The following is a 19,505-nucleotide window of genomic DNA, read 5'->3' as shown; positions in this document are numbered from 1 at the left end:
GATGAAGTCGTAAAAAGTCGTTTTCCGGATTCCGTTCATGGTTCGACAGGCTCACCACGAACGGAATATCAATCACTTACACCGTTCGCCTTGAGCCTGTCGAAGGGCTTTGTGACTTTTTACGAGACCATCATAAAAAGGAGGTGGCATAATGGCAGTCTATGGGAGGCATGAGGTGTTATCTTACCGGTTTGCCGGGAGAACCTGTCGGGCGGTGCTCTGCACATGCATGGTCGTCTTGTCTGTTTTCCTCTTTACGCATGACGATATCGCGGAGGCGATATTTTTCCTCGCCAGGGATGTGCCGACCGGGATATACAGCTATTCCGATCTTTTCCTGGCCCACCGCTATATGCGCCATATATGGGTGACGCGCGACGGCGCTATTGCCGCCGTGGTCCAACAGGCTGGATACGAAGGCAACCCTCTTACTCTTTACAAATCACTGGATCATGGGGCTACATGGTCGATCGAGGCTCGAGTCTCCGGAAGGTCTCTGGCTGTAAGCGACGGTGTTATCGATGCTGACGGCAACCTTTTGTTGGTTTTCTCCACCTTGGATCCTTATCCGAACTCAAACGTTGTTTTTTGCAGGTTTCTGTATGATCCGTTGACCAGGTCATGGAGCCTGGATCCTTCAACACGGGCTGCCGTTTTCCGTTCCAACGTGAATGACCTCGGGAGCCGTGCGACGATTGCTGAAGACTCGCATGGTGTGTTATGGTGCGCTTTCCGTCTGGAGTCGGTCTCGGCCGGTTCTTTTCAGATCCAGGTCTTCTACAGTACGGATCAAGGGGCCACATGGCAAGATACCGGTTATCTCTTCGGGACGGTGAACGATCTTCCCGAGAAATGTGCGAAGATCATAGCCGTAGGGTCCAAGACCGTTCTGATCATGCAGGATGTGCGTGGAAGTGCGGGCGCCGAGGAGCGTTATAAGATGTGGGCATGGCGGAACGATTCAGACCCCCTGGACGCGTCCTGGACCTATGGGACGATTACGCAGATGACCGCTGCCTCGGGTGATCCTTACGGTTCGCACTGGAGTGTTGCGGCGGATGATTCGGGCAATATCCACCTGACATATGAAGATGGCGGCATCATGTACCTGCGATACGATGCCTCGACCGCCTCATGGGAGCCACCTTACAAGGTGGCCGGGTTCGGGAACTACCAGAATATCACTGTGTCTCCCTTGGGCAACCTTTATCTCTTCCAGGTGGGCCGCGACCGGAGAGAGGTCCTTATGAGAGGATACTCCCGGCTGGACAATACATGGTCGAAATGGCGTGTGGTATCTCAACAGAAGTACGACGGCCATCTGCGCATGAGCGTACCGGAGCGGTATTATTGGAACCTTCCAATGATCTATACAATAAACGAGTCCGGGGGCACTGTGCCGCTGCAGACGCTCCTCTACAATCTTTTTCACGTACAATAGGAGGCATTTGCCGGAAGGAAGTGGCTATGGTTACAAATGGAATGCAAAATGAGGGATCCCCACAATCCGTGAGGGGCGGAATGATTCTGGAAGAAAAGATCGTCAAGGCGTTGAATGATCCGGAGACGTTTTCCAAGTGTGTTGCGACGGCATTCTTCAGGGCGTTGAAGAGGGCTGGATGCTCGGATCCGCAAATTATAGCGGTCGCCTCGGATGTCATCGGTTGTCTCATAGACAGCCTGAACAAATTTGAAAAGAGACGCCGGAAAGTATCTGTTTGAAACCCGGTGCGTGTGGTGGCTCGGCCTGATTCACCTTGAGGAGCATAAATCCGGCAACGGCGGACCGGGTATGGAGGGGCGGACTGTTTTGAGTCTGACCGCACACCAACCCTGGAAGGGAGAAGACGACCCGTACGCAGGGTCTGAAAGGGGTGGCATGTATAGCATGAAGAGCGGAGCGATATGGGCTATGTTTAGAGTTTTAGCCTTTACATTATGCTTGGTTGAAGCAGTTTGCCTGCCTGAGTTTTCGGCTGTTGCCCTCGGTCTTGAGTTCCTGCCGAATGAAACACAGGTCTCATCACAGCATGACCTGATTGATCCCGAGTATGACCAGACCGGCTCGCAGTTCACCTGGGTCGATAGTAAGGGGCGTCTCTGGATAGGCAAATTGGATTCCTCCGGCATGTTTGAGCCCTCATCCGGGAAGGCCGTATTGGTGGATGCCTATGCCCTGGACACGAATGACCTTGTTAATATTACTATGAACGGTCCGGAGTGGCTGCAGACCTCGGAGGGTCCGAAGATCGTCTATACCAGGTTCTTACCTTATCGTCCGCATACCGCGGAAACCGCCAGGATCGCCATTGCGGAGATGGATCCTGCCGGTGCCTGGGTCCACACGACACTCTCTCCACGTTATGCATTCAGTGCGCCTTACGGAAGCTCGGACATGGATGATCCCGCCCCCCGCATTACGTATATGGACACTTCTCATAATCACGATTGGCGGCAAATCAACAATTATACAATGCAAGGACGGATCCCCCTAATCGCCCCTTCGAGAAGGCCCGTCCGCTGGGTGGAAGGTTCCCACAGCGTTATCTTTGTTGCGAAGTCCCCGATAGACGGGACATCTCAGGTCTTCAGTTATGATGTAGACACAAAGGCCCTGGAACAAATGACCTTTGACAAAGGTTACAAGAATACCACTTCCCCCTGGATGTGGCCGGCGCCCGAGTATAACGACGAATATATCTTTTTCGTCAACATATATGATGCCAATAGCCGCTCGTCGGTTATAAGGATCTATCGTCGTATCGATGCAAACAATGACGGCCGGCTGGAATGGACGAAGATCTATTCCATTGTGGCGCCTCTGGCAAGGATTGGTTCGCCGGAACCGTTCGTCTACAACGGACATTCTTATATATTTATGCAATTAACTATAAATGGTTACGACTATCCGACCTCGATATGGCTTGCCAACATAGATCCGGCCAACCCGTTTTTCCGACAGATAAGCGACGACACCTTGCTTCGTGCGCGCACCGACCCGGAGGTTTTCATAACCGGCGACGGCCCTTATATATACTATAACAGGAAAGACCCGGCGGACCCCACATGCAGCGATCTGTATTGCACCGAGGGGATCTTCCGAGCATATACGGGTATACCCCTTCTCTGAGATGGGGCATCGTATAGCCGTGGCGGTATGTGATTGAATTCTGGTCTGACTTTGGCAGTGAGGAGTTTCGTGTCCGGGTATACAGTTCGCACGTTGATCGGGTCTTTCAGCATCGGTGTTCAAATAAAAGTTAGCGTAGGAGGTGGTGTTGGCTGAATCGGGAGTGACTGCGTTCATCGAGAAAAATCGAGCCTACATTATTTTTATCCCGCTGTTTATTATGTTGCCTGCCCTCTTTTTCGGATGCGGCTCGGGAGGTGGTTCGGGTGGCGGCTCCATAACTACGACCCTCCCCGAGCAGCCTACTGTGATTGTTGCGTCGGACCTGACTCTTGACACGGCGCCGAACAGTTTCGATATATACCGGGCGACCAACGCGGACAAGACCGTTATCTTCCTGCATGGTGGAGGAGGAACTAAACACAATTTTGCGTATGAACTCGGCATCAATCTGAGCAAGGTCGGTTCCGACTACAGCGATGTGAACGAACAGGTACTTATCGACAATAAGGTGCTTGCGGTATTCCCTCAGGGGAAGGCAATCGCGGAAGAGCCTAAGGCCTACACTTGGGAGAACTATGTGATGACGAGCGGCGGGGACGACATGCAGTTCATGTCCGACCTGGTTGCTTTCATCAATGCGCAGTACAAGATCACGAGATTCTTCATCGTCGGCCATTCGAACGGCGGGATGATGGTGAATCGTATTTGGTGCGAGGCCCCTGAGATATTCGATGCATACATCGCTATATCGGGGCCTCCATCGGAGCACTTTCTTAATTCGGCGGCATGCTCTCCCGTCGTGGTAAGACCTTATATGGGTATTGTCGGATCCGACGACATGGTACTGCAGGACGTTAGTCACTGGGAGGACCAGACATGGACAATCGATCCGTGGGTCGTATCCGCGAGCCCTAAGGCATTTATAGATCCCGTCATAATAGGCGAGCGGTCCTTTCTTCAAGACAGGGTAACGGCGAAATGCAGCGGGATCGTGGACGGCGGTGATGCCGACGCCACGGTGAACGGTTCGATCACGACATGGTCTTTTTGCAACGATTCGATTCAACTTGTACGAGTCGATTCCGCAGGTCATTCCATAGGCTCTCTCGAAAGCGTCTCGGGAAGCACCATGCTCGATATGATATTCGAATTTATAGCGCGTGTGGAGTGAACAAGTTGTTTTATGGTTCGATAACAGAATAACAACAAAAGGAGAACGGTTATGAAAAAATCAATACCTGTTTTGCTGCTCGTCGGTTTGCTCCTTGCCATGTGTGCCTTCGGGGCGCTTGCCGCGCCGCTTCGGGACGGGCGGCAGGAATGCCTGTCCCGTATGCGCAGTCTGTCGTCACAGTCTCTGTATGTACGTTGGGATAAGAGACACGCCGTGGTTCGATCCATTTCCGGGGTTCTGACCAGGCCTGGATCCTCCGACCCGGTGGAAATTGCTCGGGCCTTCCTCCAGGATAATCGGAGCCTGTTCGGTTTGCACGAACCGGAGAAGGATTTGCGCTTTTCAACCAGTCGTTCAACGCCCGTGGGGATATTTGTCCGGTTTCGGCAGAAGGCGGGGGGGCTTGATGTCATGGGCGGGGGAATAATACTCCGGATCCTCGGTCGACAGGTACGGACGGTTGTGAACAACATGAAAGGTGGGGGGCGTCAGGTTCCTCAGGCTGAGTTGTCGCCGGAGCAGGGTGCGAAGATCGCGAGGGATTACCTTGCCATTCCGGTATCTCCGGTAAAGACCACCCTCCTTGTCCTGCCTTGGGAGGGTGCGATGAATCCGGCCTACCGTGTCGAATTTCCGTTTACGGGACATCCGGTCCCGGCACGATATAATGTCTATGTGGATGCTGTGGATGGACATATACTCATCGTAGATAATAGGGTTATGTCTCAGACCGCCCCGCCGGGGAGCGGAGCCGGGGTGGACGGTGTGGTGAAGAGTTTCCCGGTATATTACAATGGGGTGACCTTTGTCCTTGCGGACAGGCCGTCCCTGTCTCACTCTCGCCTTCTTGTGAGAACCTTTTCCGCCGGCAATACCGTAACTACCCCGGGCACGATCCTGACTGATTCCGATAACTACTGGGATGACCCCGCCGCTGTGGACGCACACTATTATGGTAACTACGTAATGAAGTACTATCTGAACAATTTCGGTTATCTGTTCAAATGGTACGCCAAGAGCGGTTTTCGTACCTCGCATGGTCTGGTCTCCACCGTACATTATGATGTCAATTATGAAAACGCCTTTTGGGACGGCAACGAGGTCGTATACGGAGACGGAGGTACATATTTCGCTCCCTTGTCGGGCGCAATAGATGTCGTCGCTCATGAGATAACCCACGGTGTTACGGAGTCGATCAACCATCTCATCTATTGCAAGGAGTCCGGTGCCTTGAATGAATCGTGGTCCGACGTAATGGGGATGTTCGTATCACTTGATTACGGCGACGATTTTCCTTACTGGTCGGGCGAGGAGATAATGAAGATAGCGGATACGGATCCGGCTTATTACGCAATGCGCAGGCTGGACGACCCTCCCTTCCGTACGGATGCATATCCCGCGAATGATTACAATCCTTCCTCTCCGCTATCCAGTTGGGGGCAGCCCGAAAACACGCAGGAAGAATACCTTACAGCGATGTGCAACCAGTCAAACGATTACGGAGGCGTACATATCAACTCGGGGATTCCGAATAAGGCGGCATATCTTATAGTCACGAACCCGGATATCGGGCTTCAAAAGGCGGAGCAGATCTATTATTATGCAATGTTCTATCTGTCTTCCACCTCCCGTTTCCCTGATGCAAGGGTGGCCCTGGAGCAGTCTGCCACTGACTTGTACGGTACTGGGGTCGAGCTGTCCGGAGTTCGGTCGGCCTTCGACCAAGTGGGTGTCTACTGAGGCGGTTCAGCCGGCAAACGAAACCGGGGTTTCCTTTCAGAGAGATGCGGTCCCACAAAATGGAGGCCGTTTCTCTGGAAGGGAGGCCGTCCGGTGTAAAGGACTACCTCCACTTTTCGAGTCTGATCCGTGGGTTTTTCTTGCCATGCCACGGGAAGCGGTATGTATCCTCGGGCTTTTCCGGTTCAGGGTTCTGCTCGGGAAGGATCGGTTGAATGCTCCCTTTGGTCCCGCCGGAATCCGGATCTTCCAGAACCTTTTCTCCCGTCGTTTTCCCGTGAAAAAGATAATCGGCGGCGGCATCGAAGGCCTTGAAAACGGTGTACTGTTTAAGGCGGATGGATGGGTTGCGGCCCGGCGTGGCGTGATCTGCGATAAGTTTGCAACCGTTGATCTCCAGAGACCTTACGACTTGGAAATACGTTTTTCCTTTCGGGAACTGCATATTTCTGTATATATCTATGGCCATACGGTGATCATTTATCTGGTCCCGGTCGTATACTTGTATTACGGTAAGTATAGGCATGGAAGAGAGCGCCCGCAGTTTTTCCGGGGATATGTCGAAGGAATACCACGGCGCCATTATGAACAGCAGTGCGCCCTTTCTGCCCCACCCCTTTTCCACGAGGCCCTTGTAGGCCATGGCAGGCGTGGCCCCGCCTCCAAACGAATGACCGGCGAATACGACATGGGTCAGGTCCATGCGGTTGTCGTACCGTTTCACTGCCAGCTCGAAACCCTTCCAGAGTGTCTTGTAACGCTTTTTTATGTCAGCCCTTATGGTCGGATAGGGGGAGTATATGACGATATAACCCCGGCTGACCATATGCCTGATTAGCGGTTCGTATGCGCGTCTCCAGTCGGTTGCTCCGAAACCATGGGAGAAGAATATCACAGGCGTTTTGCCCTCCATCCCGCGCGGGAAAAAGACAGAGACCTTTTTTCTGCTCCACAGGGGGTTTGTTATGGTTTCCGTTTCCATGCCCCACGGTCCGTCCGTGCCGTAACCTTCAATGATAGCAGGTATCATGGAATCGCAGCTCTTTCCTTGTTGAGTTCCTCTCCCCTTGTGCTCCTTTTCCATGCCTCTGAATCTACCGAACAGCCTGCGGAATGCGTAGCAGTTATCCGCCCCGGCGCTACTGAAAATCAGGCCCGCAGCTAGCAGGCTGATACATATGAAAACTAACCTTCCGATTCTGCCACCTCTACGTTCTTTTCTGGACATGAGTACCTCCCTTCATTATGGACACTGATTCCGCCCGGGTTTGTACGCCTGTTCCGGTGATTATTAGTCGCCCGTTTTCGTCCAGCGGTGTATCCCCGATAGGATTACCTCTTTTTTTCGGGTTATGTCAATCGTAATTTTTTCAGGACTTTCCACAATCTTCTATAGTATTCCAGCGTTAGAAAGCCTCCATTGTGGCTCCAGTGATCCAGCCAAGGCCGTCCTTTTCTCTTGCAAAGCTGAGCGTCCTTGATATAATCGGCAAAGAATTCTGTCCAGGGAGGCAAAACAGATAAACGTGAAAATATTTTTTTATCTTTGCGGGATGTTCTTGTGTGCCGGTCTTTTTGCGGGATGTTCGGCTTTTCCGGGGAACCTTCTTCCGGCACGGTCTTCTTTCCCCCTAAAATATTTCTATCATCCCTCTTATTCCTCGATTGGGGCCATGTATGCGGAGGATCCGGCTCTTTCGATCGAATTGCTGGAACAGCTGAGCCGGAAGGAACCGGAGAATCTTGCGTTCAAGCTGACCCTGGCGGAGATGTATGAGGATCGGGGACGGGTGAACGATGCCGTCCGGTTATGGTTCGAAATTCTCGATATGAGCCGCCGTCAGGGGGACGCCGGGGCAACGAAGCTGCCCGTCTACTCAATTGCGATGGACCCCGGTCTCAATGCGGGAATCCGTCCCTATGGTCGGCGCATCGACAAGTCCATGGTCTACGCGCAGATTGGACGGATCTATTTCCGGAATGCGTTCTTTCTGCAGGCCGCAGAATATTACAGTACCGCCGCGGCCTGTACGGAGGACCTGGATCGCAAGGCGGATTTCTATAATCGTGCCGGCATGGCCGTCGGGTCTCAAAAGGTGGAGGATTCCATTTCCAACGAGGAGGGAAATACCGATCGGAAAGCGGGAGATCGAAATGTTTCCGTAGACCCGGCGGCGGCAAAGCTTCATCGGGAGCTGGCTTTTTACGAGATGGCAGCCGCTCTGCCGGTGAAGGACGCGGACCTGGCCCGGGAAATCCGGAAGAACCTCATACGAGTCGGAAGGGAACTCGTCCCGTTTCAACCTCCTGCGGCGGCTGCAAAGGCGGAGAAAAAAGCGGAAGCGCCTCCTCCTTCGCATGTTCCTGCCGTCAAAAAGGAGAAGGACCCCTGGAAGCAAGCCTCGGCCCATTTTCGTGCCGGAGAGATGGCGCAGGCGGTGGCCCTCTGGGATCGGCTTGCGACGAGTTTTTCAAAGGCGGACTTTCTGATCGAAGTGGAACTCGATTGTGAAAACGAATCTTTGAAGAGTACCTTCATCAAACTCCATCGTCCCGACGACTTCTTCCTTCTTTCCCGACGTTATCAGGGCCGGACCTGCTACCGTCTCTGTCTCGGGCTCTATCCGAGCCGGACGGTGGCGGCGGAACGTCTCCGGGAGGTACGAAAAATCTTGGGCAGCGATGAGGCTCGGCTGCGTAATGCGGCGTTTTTTCTGAAAGCCGGGGACCCGCCAAAAGGACAATCATGAAGGCGCTTTCTCGTCCGTGCCGGCCGCCTTTTCTTGTTGATACGCAATGGGGTTAATCAAACGGATCCGACGCAAGATGGGGGAAGCCTTCCGGGATTACCCGTTGATCGATGACGGCGACCGGATCCTGGTCGCCGTTTCCGGAGGCAAGGACAGTCTGAGCCTTCTCCACCTCCTGCGGGAAAATGCCTTACACGCCCCGGTTCACTACACCCTGATTCCCATTCATGTTGATCTCGGAACCTGTCGCAGTCGGGTCGGCGCCCTGACGGACTATTTCCGCAGAACCGGAGAAGAGTACCGGATTGTGGAGGCGGATGCCGGGCGGGTGGTCTGTGGTGCCGGGGACCTGCCGGAGAGCTGTTGCTTTCACTGTTCCCGCATCCGCAGGAATCTGATCTTCCGGACGGCCCGGGATCTCGGGATTCGCAAGATCGCCTTCGGACATCATGCGGATGATCTCATGGAGACCTGTCTGCTGAATATGTTTTATGCGGGGAACATCAGTACCATGCTTCCCCGGCAGGAACTCTTTAATGGCGAAGTGGTGCTGATCCGGCCGTTGGCCTATTGCCGCGAAGAATGGCTCCGGGACTATGCCCGGCTCCATGCATTGCCGGTACAAGAAGAGGTCTGTGATGAAGGGGGCGTCCATTCCCGGCGCAGGCGTATCAAGGAACTTCTCCTTGAACTGGAATCGGAGACCCCCGGTGTGAAAGGAAACCTTCTGCGTTCCCTGCAAAATGTCCGGGCATCCTATCTGCCGCGACCAATGACGCAACCGTCGGGAACTGCAGAAAAAGAGGGGACCCGAAGTGGTGGGTAAGATCCAGGGTAATCTTAAAATTATGTCCCTCCCCGATGTGCTGCAGTGGATCAGTCTGGCGCGGAAAAACGGTTCGCTGATCTTCGAGCTGGCTCTTTCCATCAACCCCCGTTACATTCAGGCGAAGCGGGAGGTCCGGCGGCTTCAGGAGTAGTGCCGGCTTGAAATGTATATAAAATAAGCGCCCCCGAATTTTATTTGGGGGCGCTTATTTTATGGTGTCGTAAAAAGTCGTTTTCCGGATTTTGTTCATGGTTCGACAGGCTTCCGAGCATGGTGAGCTCACCGAACCACACGAACGGAATATCAATAACTTACATCGTTCGCCCTGAGCAAGGCTCTCCTGAGTATGTCGAAGGGTCTGTCCTGAGCCGGCCGAAGGGTCGAAGGGTTTTGTGACTTTTTACGAGACCATCTTATTTTATTTGTACATCCATCCAGTCCCGCAGTCCATCCCCCAAAAAGTTGAACCCCAGGACCACCAGCATGATGGCCAGCCCGGGGAAGATCGTGAGATGCGGTGCGATCAGGAGGAAATGGCTTCCCTCGTTGAGCATGGCGCCCCACGAAGGGGTGGGGGGCTGGGTGCCGAGCCCTAAAAAGGAGAGTCCCGCCTCGGAGAGGATCGCTCCGGCCATCCCGAAGGTCGCCTCGACGATGACCGGGGCCAGCGTGTTCGGGAGGATGTGACGGCGGAGGATCCGGAGGGGGCCGGCCCCGATGGATCGGGCCGCCTGGACGTATTCGCGTTCCCGTTCGGATAGAATCTGCCCGCGTATGAGCCTGGCGTAGCCGACCCAGCCGGTGAGGCAGAGAGCGAGGATCACGTGATTCAGGGAAGGCCCCAGGACGGCGGTGATGGCGATGGCCAGCAGGATTCCCGGAAAGGCCATGAGGATATCGACGATCCGCATGATGATTTCGTCGGCCCACCGGCCTGCATAGCCGGCCAGGGATCCGACGGCCAGTCCGATGATGAGAGAGATCCCTACGGTGAAGACGCCGACCTTGACGGAGACCCGTGCGCCGTAGAGGATGCGGCTCAGGATATCCCGGCCCAGTTTGTCCTGCCCGAGGGGGTGGGCAAGAGAGGGGGAGGCCAGGTTCCCGGCCAGGTCGAGGCCGGACGGATCATAGGGGGCGAGGAAGGGCGCCAGTAGGGCGATAGCCAGAAGGAGAAGGATAATCAGCAGGCCGATCATGGCCATTCGGTGTTTCGTCAAGATGTTTTCCCTCCTCCGACCCGGATCCGGGGATCGGCCACATTGTAGAAAAGATCGGTCGCCAGGTTGACCAGGACGTAACTCAGGGCGATGACGAGGACGCAGCCCTGGACGAGCGGATAGTCCCGCCGGTTCACGGCCTGGATCACGAGCCGTCCGATTCCCGGCCAGGAAAAGATCGTCTCGGTAATGATGGAGCCGGAAAGGAGAGCCCCGAACTGGAGGCCGAGGATCGTGATCACCGGGATCAGCGCGTTCTTCAGGGCATGTTTGTAGAGCACCTTTCTTTCCGCCAGCCCCTTGGCCCGGGCGGTCACGATATACTGTTCACGGATGACCTCCAGGAGCCCGGCCCGCGTCATCCGGGTAAGGATTGCGGCCAGGGCGGTGCCGAGGGTGATCGCCGGCAGGACCAGATGTTCCAGCCCCCCCATGCCGGAGACGGGAAGCCAGCCTAACCGGATCGAAAAGAGGAGAATGAGAAGGGGGCCGAGCCAGAAATTCGGCATGGAGATCCCGAGGAGTGCGAAGAACATCGAAAGATTGTCGATGAGCGAATACTGTTTCGTGGCCGAAACGACCCCGACGGGAATGGCGATGAAGACGGCGACCAGCATGGCGGCCAGTGTCAGGAGGAGCGTCGCGGGAAAACGCCGGGCGATCAGGGCGGATACCGGCTCGCGGGAATGGATCGAGCGGCCCAGGTCCCCCCAGTCCCTCAAGATAGATCCGGTACTGTTCCATCAGGGGACGGTCCAGGTGGAGCTCATGGCGCAGCATCGCCTTGTCGGCGGCCCGCGCCTGCTCCCCCAACATCACCTCCACGGGATCACCGGGAATCAGGTGGACCAGGAAGAAGACGAGAGTGACCACGCCGAAGACGACGGGGATCAGTAATAAAAGCCTTTTGATGATGTAGCGGGACAACCCGTTCCCTCCTGTGGTTCACCGGTTTTGTGATCCGGATGAAGTCCAAACAGTTCAAACCGCTTAAACGGCTGGAACGACTTGAACGGTCATTTCGCGATCCACGCGTCCTTCAGTGAAAAGAGATCTCCCCTCGGGTCAAGAACGAAGCCGTGGAGCCTTTTGGAAAATACGGCGACATTGTCGTAGTACCACAGGCTGACGTAGGGCAGGTCGCGGGCGAGTATTTCCTGCACCCTGCCGTAGATCCTTTTCCGCTTCGCAGGATCGGTCTCCCGCCGTCCCGCCTCGAGGAGCCGGTCGATCTCCGGGTTCTTGTATCGTCCCCGGTTGGCCCCGCGCGGCGGGATGTTCGATGAATGGAAGATATAGTAATAGATGTCCGGCTCGGTGATCCCGACCCAGGAGAGGGTATAGAGCTGGAAGTTTCCGGACTTTATGTCGCCGTAGAAGGTCCCCCACTCGTAGGAGCGGATCGTCATCCCGATCCCGACCTTCCGGAATTGCTGCTGCAGGGCGGCGGCGATCCGTTTCCGCAGCTCGTCCTGGGATGTCTTGAAGGTCAGGGTAAAGCGCATCTTCGGCCCTGCCCCGTCCGGATCGGTGAAGCCCGCTTTATCGAGCAGCGCCCGGCTTTTCGCCGGGTCGTAGTCGAAGGTCTTAACGCTGCCGTTGTAGGCCCAGTTGAGGGGCGACAGGAGCCCCGTGGCCTCACGGGCCGTTCCCTTCAGCAGGTAGCGGATGATCGCCTTCCGGTCGACGGCGTGGGCGATCGCCTCACGGACCCTCCTGTGTTTCAGGATCGGGTCGGTCAGGTTGAAACCTATGTAGGAATAGTTGACCCCCGGTCCCGTGAGGGTGCGGAGTTCCGGGTTCCTGCGGACCAGGGGGAGATAGTCCGGTTCGATTCCGTTGAGAAGCAGTTGCACGCTTCCCTTCCGGAGTTCGAGGAAGCGGACGGTACTGTCCGGTATGACCCGGAAGACGACCTTCTCCAGTTTCGGCGGCCCGCCGAAGTAGTCCGGGTCGGCCTTCAGTGTGTAACTGTCCCCCTCCTCCCGATGGACCAGCATGAAGGGACCCGTCCCCACGGGGTGTTCTGCGAAGCCCTTCCCCAGCCTCCGCGCGGTCCTTGCGGGGACGATCCCCATGGTGAGGCCGACCAGGAAGGGGGCGAAAGGTTCTTTGAGGATGAATATTACCGTCCATGGATCGGGTGTCTCGATACGCTCGATCTTTTCGAAGGTGCTCCGATGCGGGGAGGCGGTGGCGGGATCGAGGATCGATTCAAAGGTGAAGCGGATATCGGCGGCGGTCAGGGGGGTCCCGTCATGGAAGGAGACGTTCCGGCGGAGGTGAAACCGGTAGGTCCGGGGATCCGGGATCTCCCAGCTCCGGGCGAGGCCGGGGACGACCCTCCCCTTCGCATCGAGACGTACCAGGCCGCTGTAGATCAGCCCGTTGATCCGTTCCGATACGGCGTCGGTGGCATAGCGCGGGTCGAGACTGGTGGGGGCCGCCTCTATCCCGACGACGAGAGCGCCGGAAGATACGGCCCTGCCGCCGCAGGCAGCGGGCAACAAGAGGATGGAGAGAAGGAGAAGAAGTGGAATCGGTCGGGATCTCATGTCGCCGGGAATCTTATCGGGACCGCTTGGGGATGTCAATCCCTTCTTGCGCTTGAAGTCAAAACCGGAAAGCATGAACCACGGGGAACACCTGCCTTTACGGAAGCAGACAGGGAGTCCAGTGCTTTTCATCTGGGTTTTGTTCCGGCCCTTTGCCGGGGCCCGCGTTTCTCCGCTTCACAGGTTTCCTGCAAAATCGGGGGAAGCCCCGGCTAAAAAGGTCTTGACAGAAGAAGATTCGAAATATAGGATCACGTATATTCATCCTAAAGAATAGGTACAAAATGCTCGATACTTTTTCTCCTCCAGTTGTTTGTGCCTCAACCCTGAGCGTTTTTGCCATGCAGCCGCCACGCCCCCGCAAGCCGAAACTCCTCGACCAAATGCGGGAGGCCCTGCGCGTCCGCCACTACAGCCGCCGAACGGAACGGACCTATTGCCATTGGGTCAAGCGATTCATCTATTTCCATAATGTCCGTCACCCGGCAGAGATGGCCGAAGGGTGGGGCTGCGTCCGGATACTCGGTGCGTTGGATCGCAAATATCCGAATGCTCCGAAGGAGTGGCGCTGGCAATGGGTCTTCCCGCAGGAGAACCGTTGGAAGAACACCAGGACCGGAGAAGAAGGCCGCCACCACGTGCATCCGACCCTTGCCCGGCACGCAGTGCGCCGGGCTGTTCTTGCGACAGGTATCGTCAAACGAATAACTTGCCACACCTTTCGTCACTCCTTCTCCACGCATCTGTTGGAAGCGGGCTATGACATTCGCACAATTCAGGAACTTCCCGGGCACAAAGATGTCAGCACAACCATGATCTATACTCATGTATTGAACAAAGGAGGGCATGGCGTTCGGAGCCCGGCCGATGGACTATAGGCCGGTTTATACAGACTGTATAATCATTGTTGGCCATAAAAAAGGATAGCGAAATGCCTCTGTTTGAAAATCTTGGCTTTACCTCACACCCTTTTGCAAAGACGAATGCAGATGAGGAGCCTAATCTTGCAGATTATTTTGTTCCTCCTCCATTTTTCGATGCAGTGATTGGTGATCCAACCACGCCCAATGCAAGCGTTGTTCTTGCGCCCCGCGGCGGTGGAAAAACCGCATTAAGGCGAATGATCGAGAAGAACGCAATTAATTATCGCTTCCTGCCTGTTTCATATGATCGCTTTGAGTTCTCAGCCGGCCAAAATCTTGAAGATGTTACCCTCCAGTATCACTTACGAAATATAATTTCACGTATTTTACTTGCATACCTCTCATATTTAGCTGATTATCCTGATCTAATCAGAAAATTTGACAAGCAAAACCGCCGACGCATATCGTTGTTTGCTCATGCCTATCTAGGTGACATCACTGGAGACAAACTTCAAGATTTACTGAAGGAACTAAAGGGTCTCCCAGATCGCTTTCGAGACTTTTGGCGGGACAATGTTGGATTTCTTGAGTCCTTTGTGAATATTCTGCTTAAAAAGTTTGATTTGGAGAAAATTGACCTTCCTGATGTGAAGCAGGAGGAGAAAAGTCTCACTGAAACTTATAAATATCAATTGGAATATTTATGTGGATTGGTAAGAAATCTAGAATTTTCTGCAATTTATGTTCTTCTTGACAAGCCTGACGAAACAGAGTTCACAGGGAACGACCCTGCAGCAACTTATCAGCTAATTCGTCCGCTCATACGCGATCTGGAATTACTTGGGCTTGAAGGGTTTGGTTTCAAGTTCTTCTTATGGGATCAAATAGAACCTAACTAGTCGTCCCTGAAAAAGTCGTTTTTATGCAGTCATTGAAATTGGATTATCTTGGTCAATTCGATCCGATCCCGTTTGTTGAAGCGATAAAAACACTTTGAAAATCGAGCATAAGAAAGCCCGGAGGAGCTTTCTCATATTAAAGCCGCATCCGGAGAACATTGCGTTGATCCGGTCGCCCTCTTTGCCCTGCAGGTGGTTGTGTTCCATCCGGTTGTCCGATTTGAGATGCCCGATGACCGGTTCAATCGCAGACCTTCTTTTCAGCCACTTCAAGACGGTACGGTTCAGCCCTTTTCTTTTTGGTTTGGGAAGGTGGACCTCGACATCTGGGACACTCTTGGAGACCCCTCGGTATCCCCGGTCACAGTAGGCCATCTTCGGCCTCCAACCGGTGATCCGCGTCGCCTGTTTCAGCGTTTGTTTCAAGGTATGGCCGTCATAGGGGTTGCTGTGAATTGCATCAATGCCCACGATCCAGTTGTCTTTAGAAGTGGTAACCACGGAGACCTTGCAGCCGAATTCATATTTTTTATGGGCCTTGCCTTTGGAGATGCATTCCACTTCCGGGGCGTGAACGCTGTAAATCTTGTTCTTGTCTTTCTGTTTTTGTTGAAGGATCCTTTGGGCAAGATCGAGTTTCTCTTTCAGGGAAACATCCGGATGAGGGGATTTCCGTTGAATATCACGAATGACGCGACCGAGATAGATCTGAAGTTTTTTGGTTTCCTTTTTCGCTCTTTTCATCTGGCGGGCATGGCGGTAACGACCTTGTTTCAAAATAGCGGTTTTGCTTTTGCGGGTGTAGCTCTGGCGTAATTTGATCTCACGCTCTTTGGCAGCTTCAACCAGGTCCTTGCGCATCTTGTGATAAAGCCGGGAATCGGTGGGGAAGGCAATCGCCTTTTCCTGGACGGTGGTATAGACATTAACACGATTTACATGGTTCTTCTTGAGGAGTTTGTTTTGCTTGGCCGTCTTCACCGTTTCCAACAAGAGTTTCTCCGCTCCCTTCGGCCCGATCCGTTTCCGCCAGCGGACGAGGGATGAAGGATCCAGAGGAAACTCATGCTGAAAGAAGTCGAATCCGCAGAAGTATTGCCAATAGGGGTTTTCCAGAAAGCGTTCCACCACCGACTCGTCACTTTCATCAAAAGTGTATTTCAGGTAGTGCAGTCCCACGACGAGACGGACGGGAAGACCGGGTCGGCCTTGCTTCTCCACGAAGAAGGCTCCGAAGTCCTCTTCAAAACTCTTCCAGTCGATCTGGTTGGCCAGGATGAAGAGGGGATGTTTCGGATTCAGGATCTGGTCGAGACGGGCTCGGAAAAGATCTCCCTGGCCGCTTTCAGGCATCTTTTTCGGTTGCATAAATCACCATGTTTTTAGGGGTTCATAAGCAATTTCCAGTAATTATGACACAATAAAAGGCATAAATAAAGCATATAATTCAATATGTTACGACTTTTTTAGGGACGACTGCGTATCCTGTCAAAAAGAGAAAGCGAACGGCCTATTATGTATAGATAGAATATGAAACTCGTCAATATCAGATAAGATGGCCTCAACGGCTTGCCGAATTTGGCTATTGTTAGGGTACTTAAAAAGAGAGGCATTGTAAGGAAATAAAAGATTATTCCGGACCAGGGACTTCTGACCGAGAAAATCAGAATAGAGAGAACGACAAGGATGATGTGTACTAAAACGATAGTGGCTTCTCTAGATGCACATATATTCTTCCACGTTCTGAAGTCTTCTGTACCATGCCATCGTTCCCGATTGATGAATGCCGAACAAGTTTTGGGGTATCCTGTGTGGATGGTTTGCAACCCATTGTTTTCAATGATGATCCCTCCTTGTAAGAGAGCCTTCTGGCCGAAGTTATAGTCTTCTCCGGTAATCATGTTTTCCGTAAAACCGCCGACCAGATCAAATAATTTCCTTGTTGTTATCATGTGCCCCGAATTAATGTATGTGGAGTTCTTTTGAGTCATTCGTGAGAACCAGTATTTCAGAAACAGGTTATCGTCTTCCGGTACGAGGCACCGACTTCCGGTAATGACACGTGGGTTTTCATGCAGAAATTTCAGTACATCCGAGATTGTTTCTCCCCACTTTTTTGTAAGCCGGACATCTGCATCCATAAAGAGGATAATGTTCCCGTGGGATATTTCTACTCCGGCATTCCTAAGACCTGCTATAGTTGATTTTTCTCTTGATATTACTTTTGCACCTTTGCTTTTTGCTATAGCAACTGTATCATCTGTGGAACCATTGTCTACAACTATGACTTCATGGTGGACATGATTTGCCATATGATGTGCAATACTGTCTAACGCTTCTCCTAACTCGCTGCTTTCGTTTTTGGCTGGAATAATAATTGAAAGGTCTGTTTCTGTCATCGGTCAGTCGCCCGCTTATGTTATTCTGTAAAAGGTTCTTTGAGCCCAAGTTTTATCTTAATTGTATCAATCGTGTTTAATTTGAACAGATACCACTTTCGGTGGATTTGGTTATGAAGGTGGTAAAAGAAGGCAAGAGGTATAATACCTTTCGATTTGTGATAAGTTGTTTCGTAACCAAATCGATTGAGGGTCTTTTCCGCGATCGATTCAAAAATTCGGACTTGGTGCGGTGTCATGATTGTTTTCCATCTGTTGCAATTCTCCTTGTTTACATGTGCAATCAGGGGAGTAATTTTGCCCGAGTCGTATGGTTCGCAAAGAAAATCATAGATTGAAGCAATAATCTTATTTGGATCGTGAATCAGGTTCTCATATTTGACGGGATAAAGCTGGCGATTTTTCGTCAACTTATCAAGGACTGTCTTGTGTTTATTATTGCACTTTTCCCAGTATTCAGCACAACAGTAGATATTGTTCGGTCCCCACGGCTTTTGCAATATGGACAGTGCAACATCTCTTCCATCTCTGACGATATAGATGTATTTTGCGTCTGGGAAAAGTTGATCCAGAATGTCTAGGTCGAACAGGTAATTGGGGGTCTTATCTCCCCATGCTGCCCGTCCTCGTGTTTTAGCGCGCAGAAGACATAATTTATTGACAATCTCTGAATAGTGAAACTCTTCCATTCCACGATAGAATTTTTCAAGATCAATATTTAAGTTCCATTGTTGAACCGGCCTTTCCCTCAAGATGCTTGTCAAAAGCGCATTAAAGTTCTTCCATTGAGAAAGATCCCCATATTGACTCAGTTGCTTGTAGTATTTCGTGATGAAGTGTGATTCTACCGGTTTTCCGTATGATGTAGGCTCCAACATTCTTGCAAGCAAGGTTGTGCCCGATCGTGGACATCCTATGATAAATATAGGTTCTTTCATTGAATGTTAAACTCCGGGTCGGCTTCTGAAATTAGGCCCAAGGGCTGAGCAGAAACTTCTTCAGGTTTCCTAAGAGCCAATTTCTGTGTGCTTTGTCGAAAATATAGGTAAGCGAGAAAACCGCTACAACGAAAGTAATGCAGGCGGAATAAACAATCAGTTCTGTGTAACTCGATGTTTCTATGGGCCTTACGTAATAGAGGCTGCCAAGCAGAACGAGCAAGACTGATGGGGTTGCATAGCTCCTCCAGAGATAGGTGCCATAACGTAGGCCCAATGTTTTGCAGGTATACAGGGGGACCAATATGAAGTTTGTGATAATCAACGGTAATGTTGTGCCGAAAGCCACGCCTTCAATATCATAGGCCCGAACCAGTATTATGCTGATTGCAAGGTTTGCAATTGCTTCTACGATAAGTATGTACGCGAATACCTTATGTCTGCTTGTTCCCTTGAGTATCCCGTTTGCGATCATCTGGGGAAAAGCAAAAATATATCCTATGATCAAAATTTTTAAAACAGTTGAACATTTTTGACCATATTCTGGCCCCATCCAAAGCGATATGAATGATGTGCCGTTCGTATAGAGCACGAAAAGTACAGGTATGCTTAGCGTGAGCGCATATCGCGAACCAAGGATATATATATTCCTATTTTTCGTTCCTTCACCCACTGCATCGTAAGAGCTGATTACTGGTGTTAGCACCGAGATTGCCGCGTAAATAAATTTTTCCATATATTGCATCAAGGTGGCCGGAATTGCATAGAATGTAATTTTGCTTACGGTCAGCAAAGATCCGATAACCACGGAGTCCGTGTAAAAAAGCAGTTTCAACGCGATGGAAATAATGAAACTGTAGATGCTGTAATGGTAAATCTGTTTTAACATTGAGCGCCTGCAATTGGCCCGGTTAAGCTTCAAAAAAGTATATTTCTTGTGGATGACGAGATATTGAAAAAAATATTTCAAGAGATTAAAAGAGAGCTGGATAATGGCCAGGGCCA

At 52.2% G+C, this 19,505-nt stretch carries 18 protein-coding genes and 1 pseudogene; 10 read left to right on the top strand and 9 right to left on the bottom strand.

Translation table 11 applies throughout. The features are described from left to right. Positions 1 to 151 precede the first annotated feature (151 nt). From GXP58_05420 to GXP58_05400, 5 genes are all read left to right on the top strand, one after another. Entirely contained in the window at positions 152 to 1,441 is a 1,290-nt protein-coding gene (locus GXP58_05420; GenBank protein NOY53046.1) for an exo-alpha-sialidase, read from the top strand. A gap of 26 nt (positions 1,442 to 1,467) precedes the next feature. After that, entirely contained in the window at positions 1,468 to 1,722 is a 255-nt protein-coding gene (locus GXP58_05415; GenBank protein NOY53045.1) for a hypothetical protein, read from the top strand. 166 nt (positions 1,723 to 1,888) lie between these two features. Continuing rightward, positions 1,889 to 3,130, top strand: a complete 1,242-nt coding sequence (locus GXP58_05410; protein NOY53044.1) for a hypothetical protein — start codon at positions 1,889 to 1,891, stop codon at positions 3,128 to 3,130. Positions 3,131 to 3,278: 148 nt separating this feature from the next. Then, entirely contained in the window at positions 3,279 to 4,304 is a 1,026-nt protein-coding gene (locus GXP58_05405) for an alpha/beta hydrolase (protein ID NOY53043.1), read from the top strand. Positions 4,305 to 4,355: 51 nt separating this feature from the next. After that, positions 4,356 to 6,047, top strand: a complete 1,692-nt coding sequence (locus tag GXP58_05400) for a peptidase M4 family protein (protein NOY53042.1) — start codon at positions 4,356 to 4,358, stop codon at positions 6,045 to 6,047. A gap of 103 nt (positions 6,048 to 6,150) precedes the next feature. Here GXP58_05400 and GXP58_05395 read toward each other — a convergent pair whose 3' ends face one another. Both GXP58_05395 and GXP58_05390 read right to left on the bottom strand, forming a co-directional pair. Further along, entirely contained in the window at positions 6,151 to 7,275 is a 1,125-nt protein-coding gene (locus GXP58_05395; protein NOY53041.1) for a hypothetical protein, read from the bottom strand. 122 nt (positions 7,276 to 7,397) lie between these two features. Beyond that, positions 7,398 to 7,664, bottom strand: coding sequence for a hypothetical protein (locus GXP58_05390; GenBank protein ID NOY53040.1), 267 nt, complete (start codon positions 7,662 to 7,664; stop codon positions 7,398 to 7,400). A gap of 56 nt (positions 7,665 to 7,720) precedes the next feature. On the opposite strand from GXP58_05390, the gene GXP58_05385 reads away from it, so the two are divergent. Genes GXP58_05385 through GXP58_05375 form a run of 3 tightly spaced genes read left to right on the top strand, consistent with a single transcriptional unit; the run spans position 7,721 to position 9,777 of the window. Beyond that, positions 7,721 to 8,797 carry a hypothetical protein gene (locus GXP58_05385; GenBank protein NOY53039.1) on the top strand — a complete coding sequence of 359 codons (1,077 nt, stop codon included), beginning with the start codon at positions 7,721 to 7,723 and terminating at the stop codon, positions 8,795 to 8,797. A 46-nt stretch (positions 8,798 to 8,843) separates the two neighbouring features. Next, entirely contained in the window at positions 8,844 to 9,623 is a 780-nt protein-coding gene (locus tag GXP58_05380; GenBank protein NOY53038.1) for a hypothetical protein, read from the top strand. Further along, positions 9,616 to 9,777, top strand: a complete 162-nt coding sequence (locus tag GXP58_05375) for a DUF4388 domain-containing protein (protein NOY53037.1) — start codon at positions 9,616 to 9,618, stop codon at positions 9,775 to 9,777. The genes GXP58_05380 and GXP58_05375 overlap by 8 nt, the downstream gene beginning before the upstream one ends. A 262-nt stretch (positions 9,778 to 10,039) precedes the next feature. On the opposite strand, the gene GXP58_05370 is transcribed toward GXP58_05375, so the two are convergent. The 3 genes and pseudogenes from GXP58_05370 to GXP58_05360 all read right to left on the bottom strand — a co-directional run bounded on the left by GXP58_05370 (position 10,040) and on the right by GXP58_05360 (position 13,401). Beyond that, a complete protein-coding gene (locus tag GXP58_05370) occupies positions 10,040 to 10,831 on the bottom strand; it encodes an ABC transporter permease (GenBank protein NOY53036.1) in 792 nt (263 codons plus the stop codon). An 11-nt stretch (positions 10,832 to 10,842) separates the two neighbouring features. Then, a pseudogene (locus GXP58_05365) lies at positions 10,843 to 11,773 on the bottom strand (ABC transporter permease). 89 nt (positions 11,774 to 11,862) lie between these two features. Then, positions 11,863 to 13,401, bottom strand: coding sequence for an ABC transporter substrate-binding protein (locus GXP58_05360; protein NOY53035.1), 1,539 nt, complete (start codon positions 13,399 to 13,401; stop codon positions 11,863 to 11,865). Positions 13,402 to 13,742: 341 nt separating this feature from the next. On the opposite strand from GXP58_05360, the gene GXP58_05355 reads away from it, so the two are divergent. Together GXP58_05355 and GXP58_05350 are read left to right on the top strand one after the other, a co-directional pair. Then, positions 13,743 to 14,279: a tyrosine-type recombinase/integrase gene (locus GXP58_05355; protein NOY53034.1), complete on the top strand. Its 537-nt coding sequence runs from the start codon at positions 13,743 to 13,745 to the stop codon at positions 14,277 to 14,279. A gap of 53 nt (positions 14,280 to 14,332) precedes the next feature. After that, positions 14,333 to 15,163: a hypothetical protein gene (locus tag GXP58_05350; GenBank protein ID NOY53033.1), complete on the top strand. Its 831-nt coding sequence runs from the start codon at positions 14,333 to 14,335 to the stop codon at positions 15,161 to 15,163. A 21-nt stretch (positions 15,164 to 15,184) separates the two neighbouring features. Here the strand turns inward: GXP58_05350 and GXP58_05345 are convergent, their stop codons facing one another. The 4 genes from GXP58_05345 to GXP58_05330 form a co-directional block, all read right to left on the bottom strand. Then, positions 15,185 to 16,531, bottom strand: coding sequence for an IS5 family transposase (locus GXP58_05345; GenBank protein ID NOY53032.1), 1,347 nt, complete (start codon positions 16,529 to 16,531; stop codon positions 15,185 to 15,187). 98 nt (positions 16,532 to 16,629) lie between these two features. After that, complete coding sequence (locus tag GXP58_05340; GenBank protein ID NOY53031.1) at positions 16,630 to 17,562, bottom strand: glycosyltransferase; 933 nt, start codon at positions 17,560 to 17,562, stop codon at positions 16,630 to 16,632. 20 nt (positions 17,563 to 17,582) lie between these two features. Then, positions 17,583 to 18,500 carry a sulfotransferase gene (locus GXP58_05335; protein NOY53030.1) on the bottom strand — a complete coding sequence of 306 codons (918 nt, stop codon included), beginning with the start codon at positions 18,498 to 18,500 and terminating at the stop codon, positions 17,583 to 17,585. Between the two features lie 31 nt (positions 18,501 to 18,531). Further along, on the bottom strand, positions 18,532 to 19,505 hold a 974-nt coding region (locus GXP58_05330), incomplete at its 5' end, for an oligosaccharide flippase family protein (GenBank protein NOY53029.1).

It is taken from the genome of Deltaproteobacteria bacterium (assembly GCA_013151235.1).
Classification (GTDB): Bacteria; CG2-30-53-67; CG2-30-53-67; order CG2-30-53-67; family CG2-30-53-67; genus JAADIO01.
Note: the sequence above shows the minus strand (reverse complement) of the source record. Positions and strands in the feature narration are given on the sequence as shown.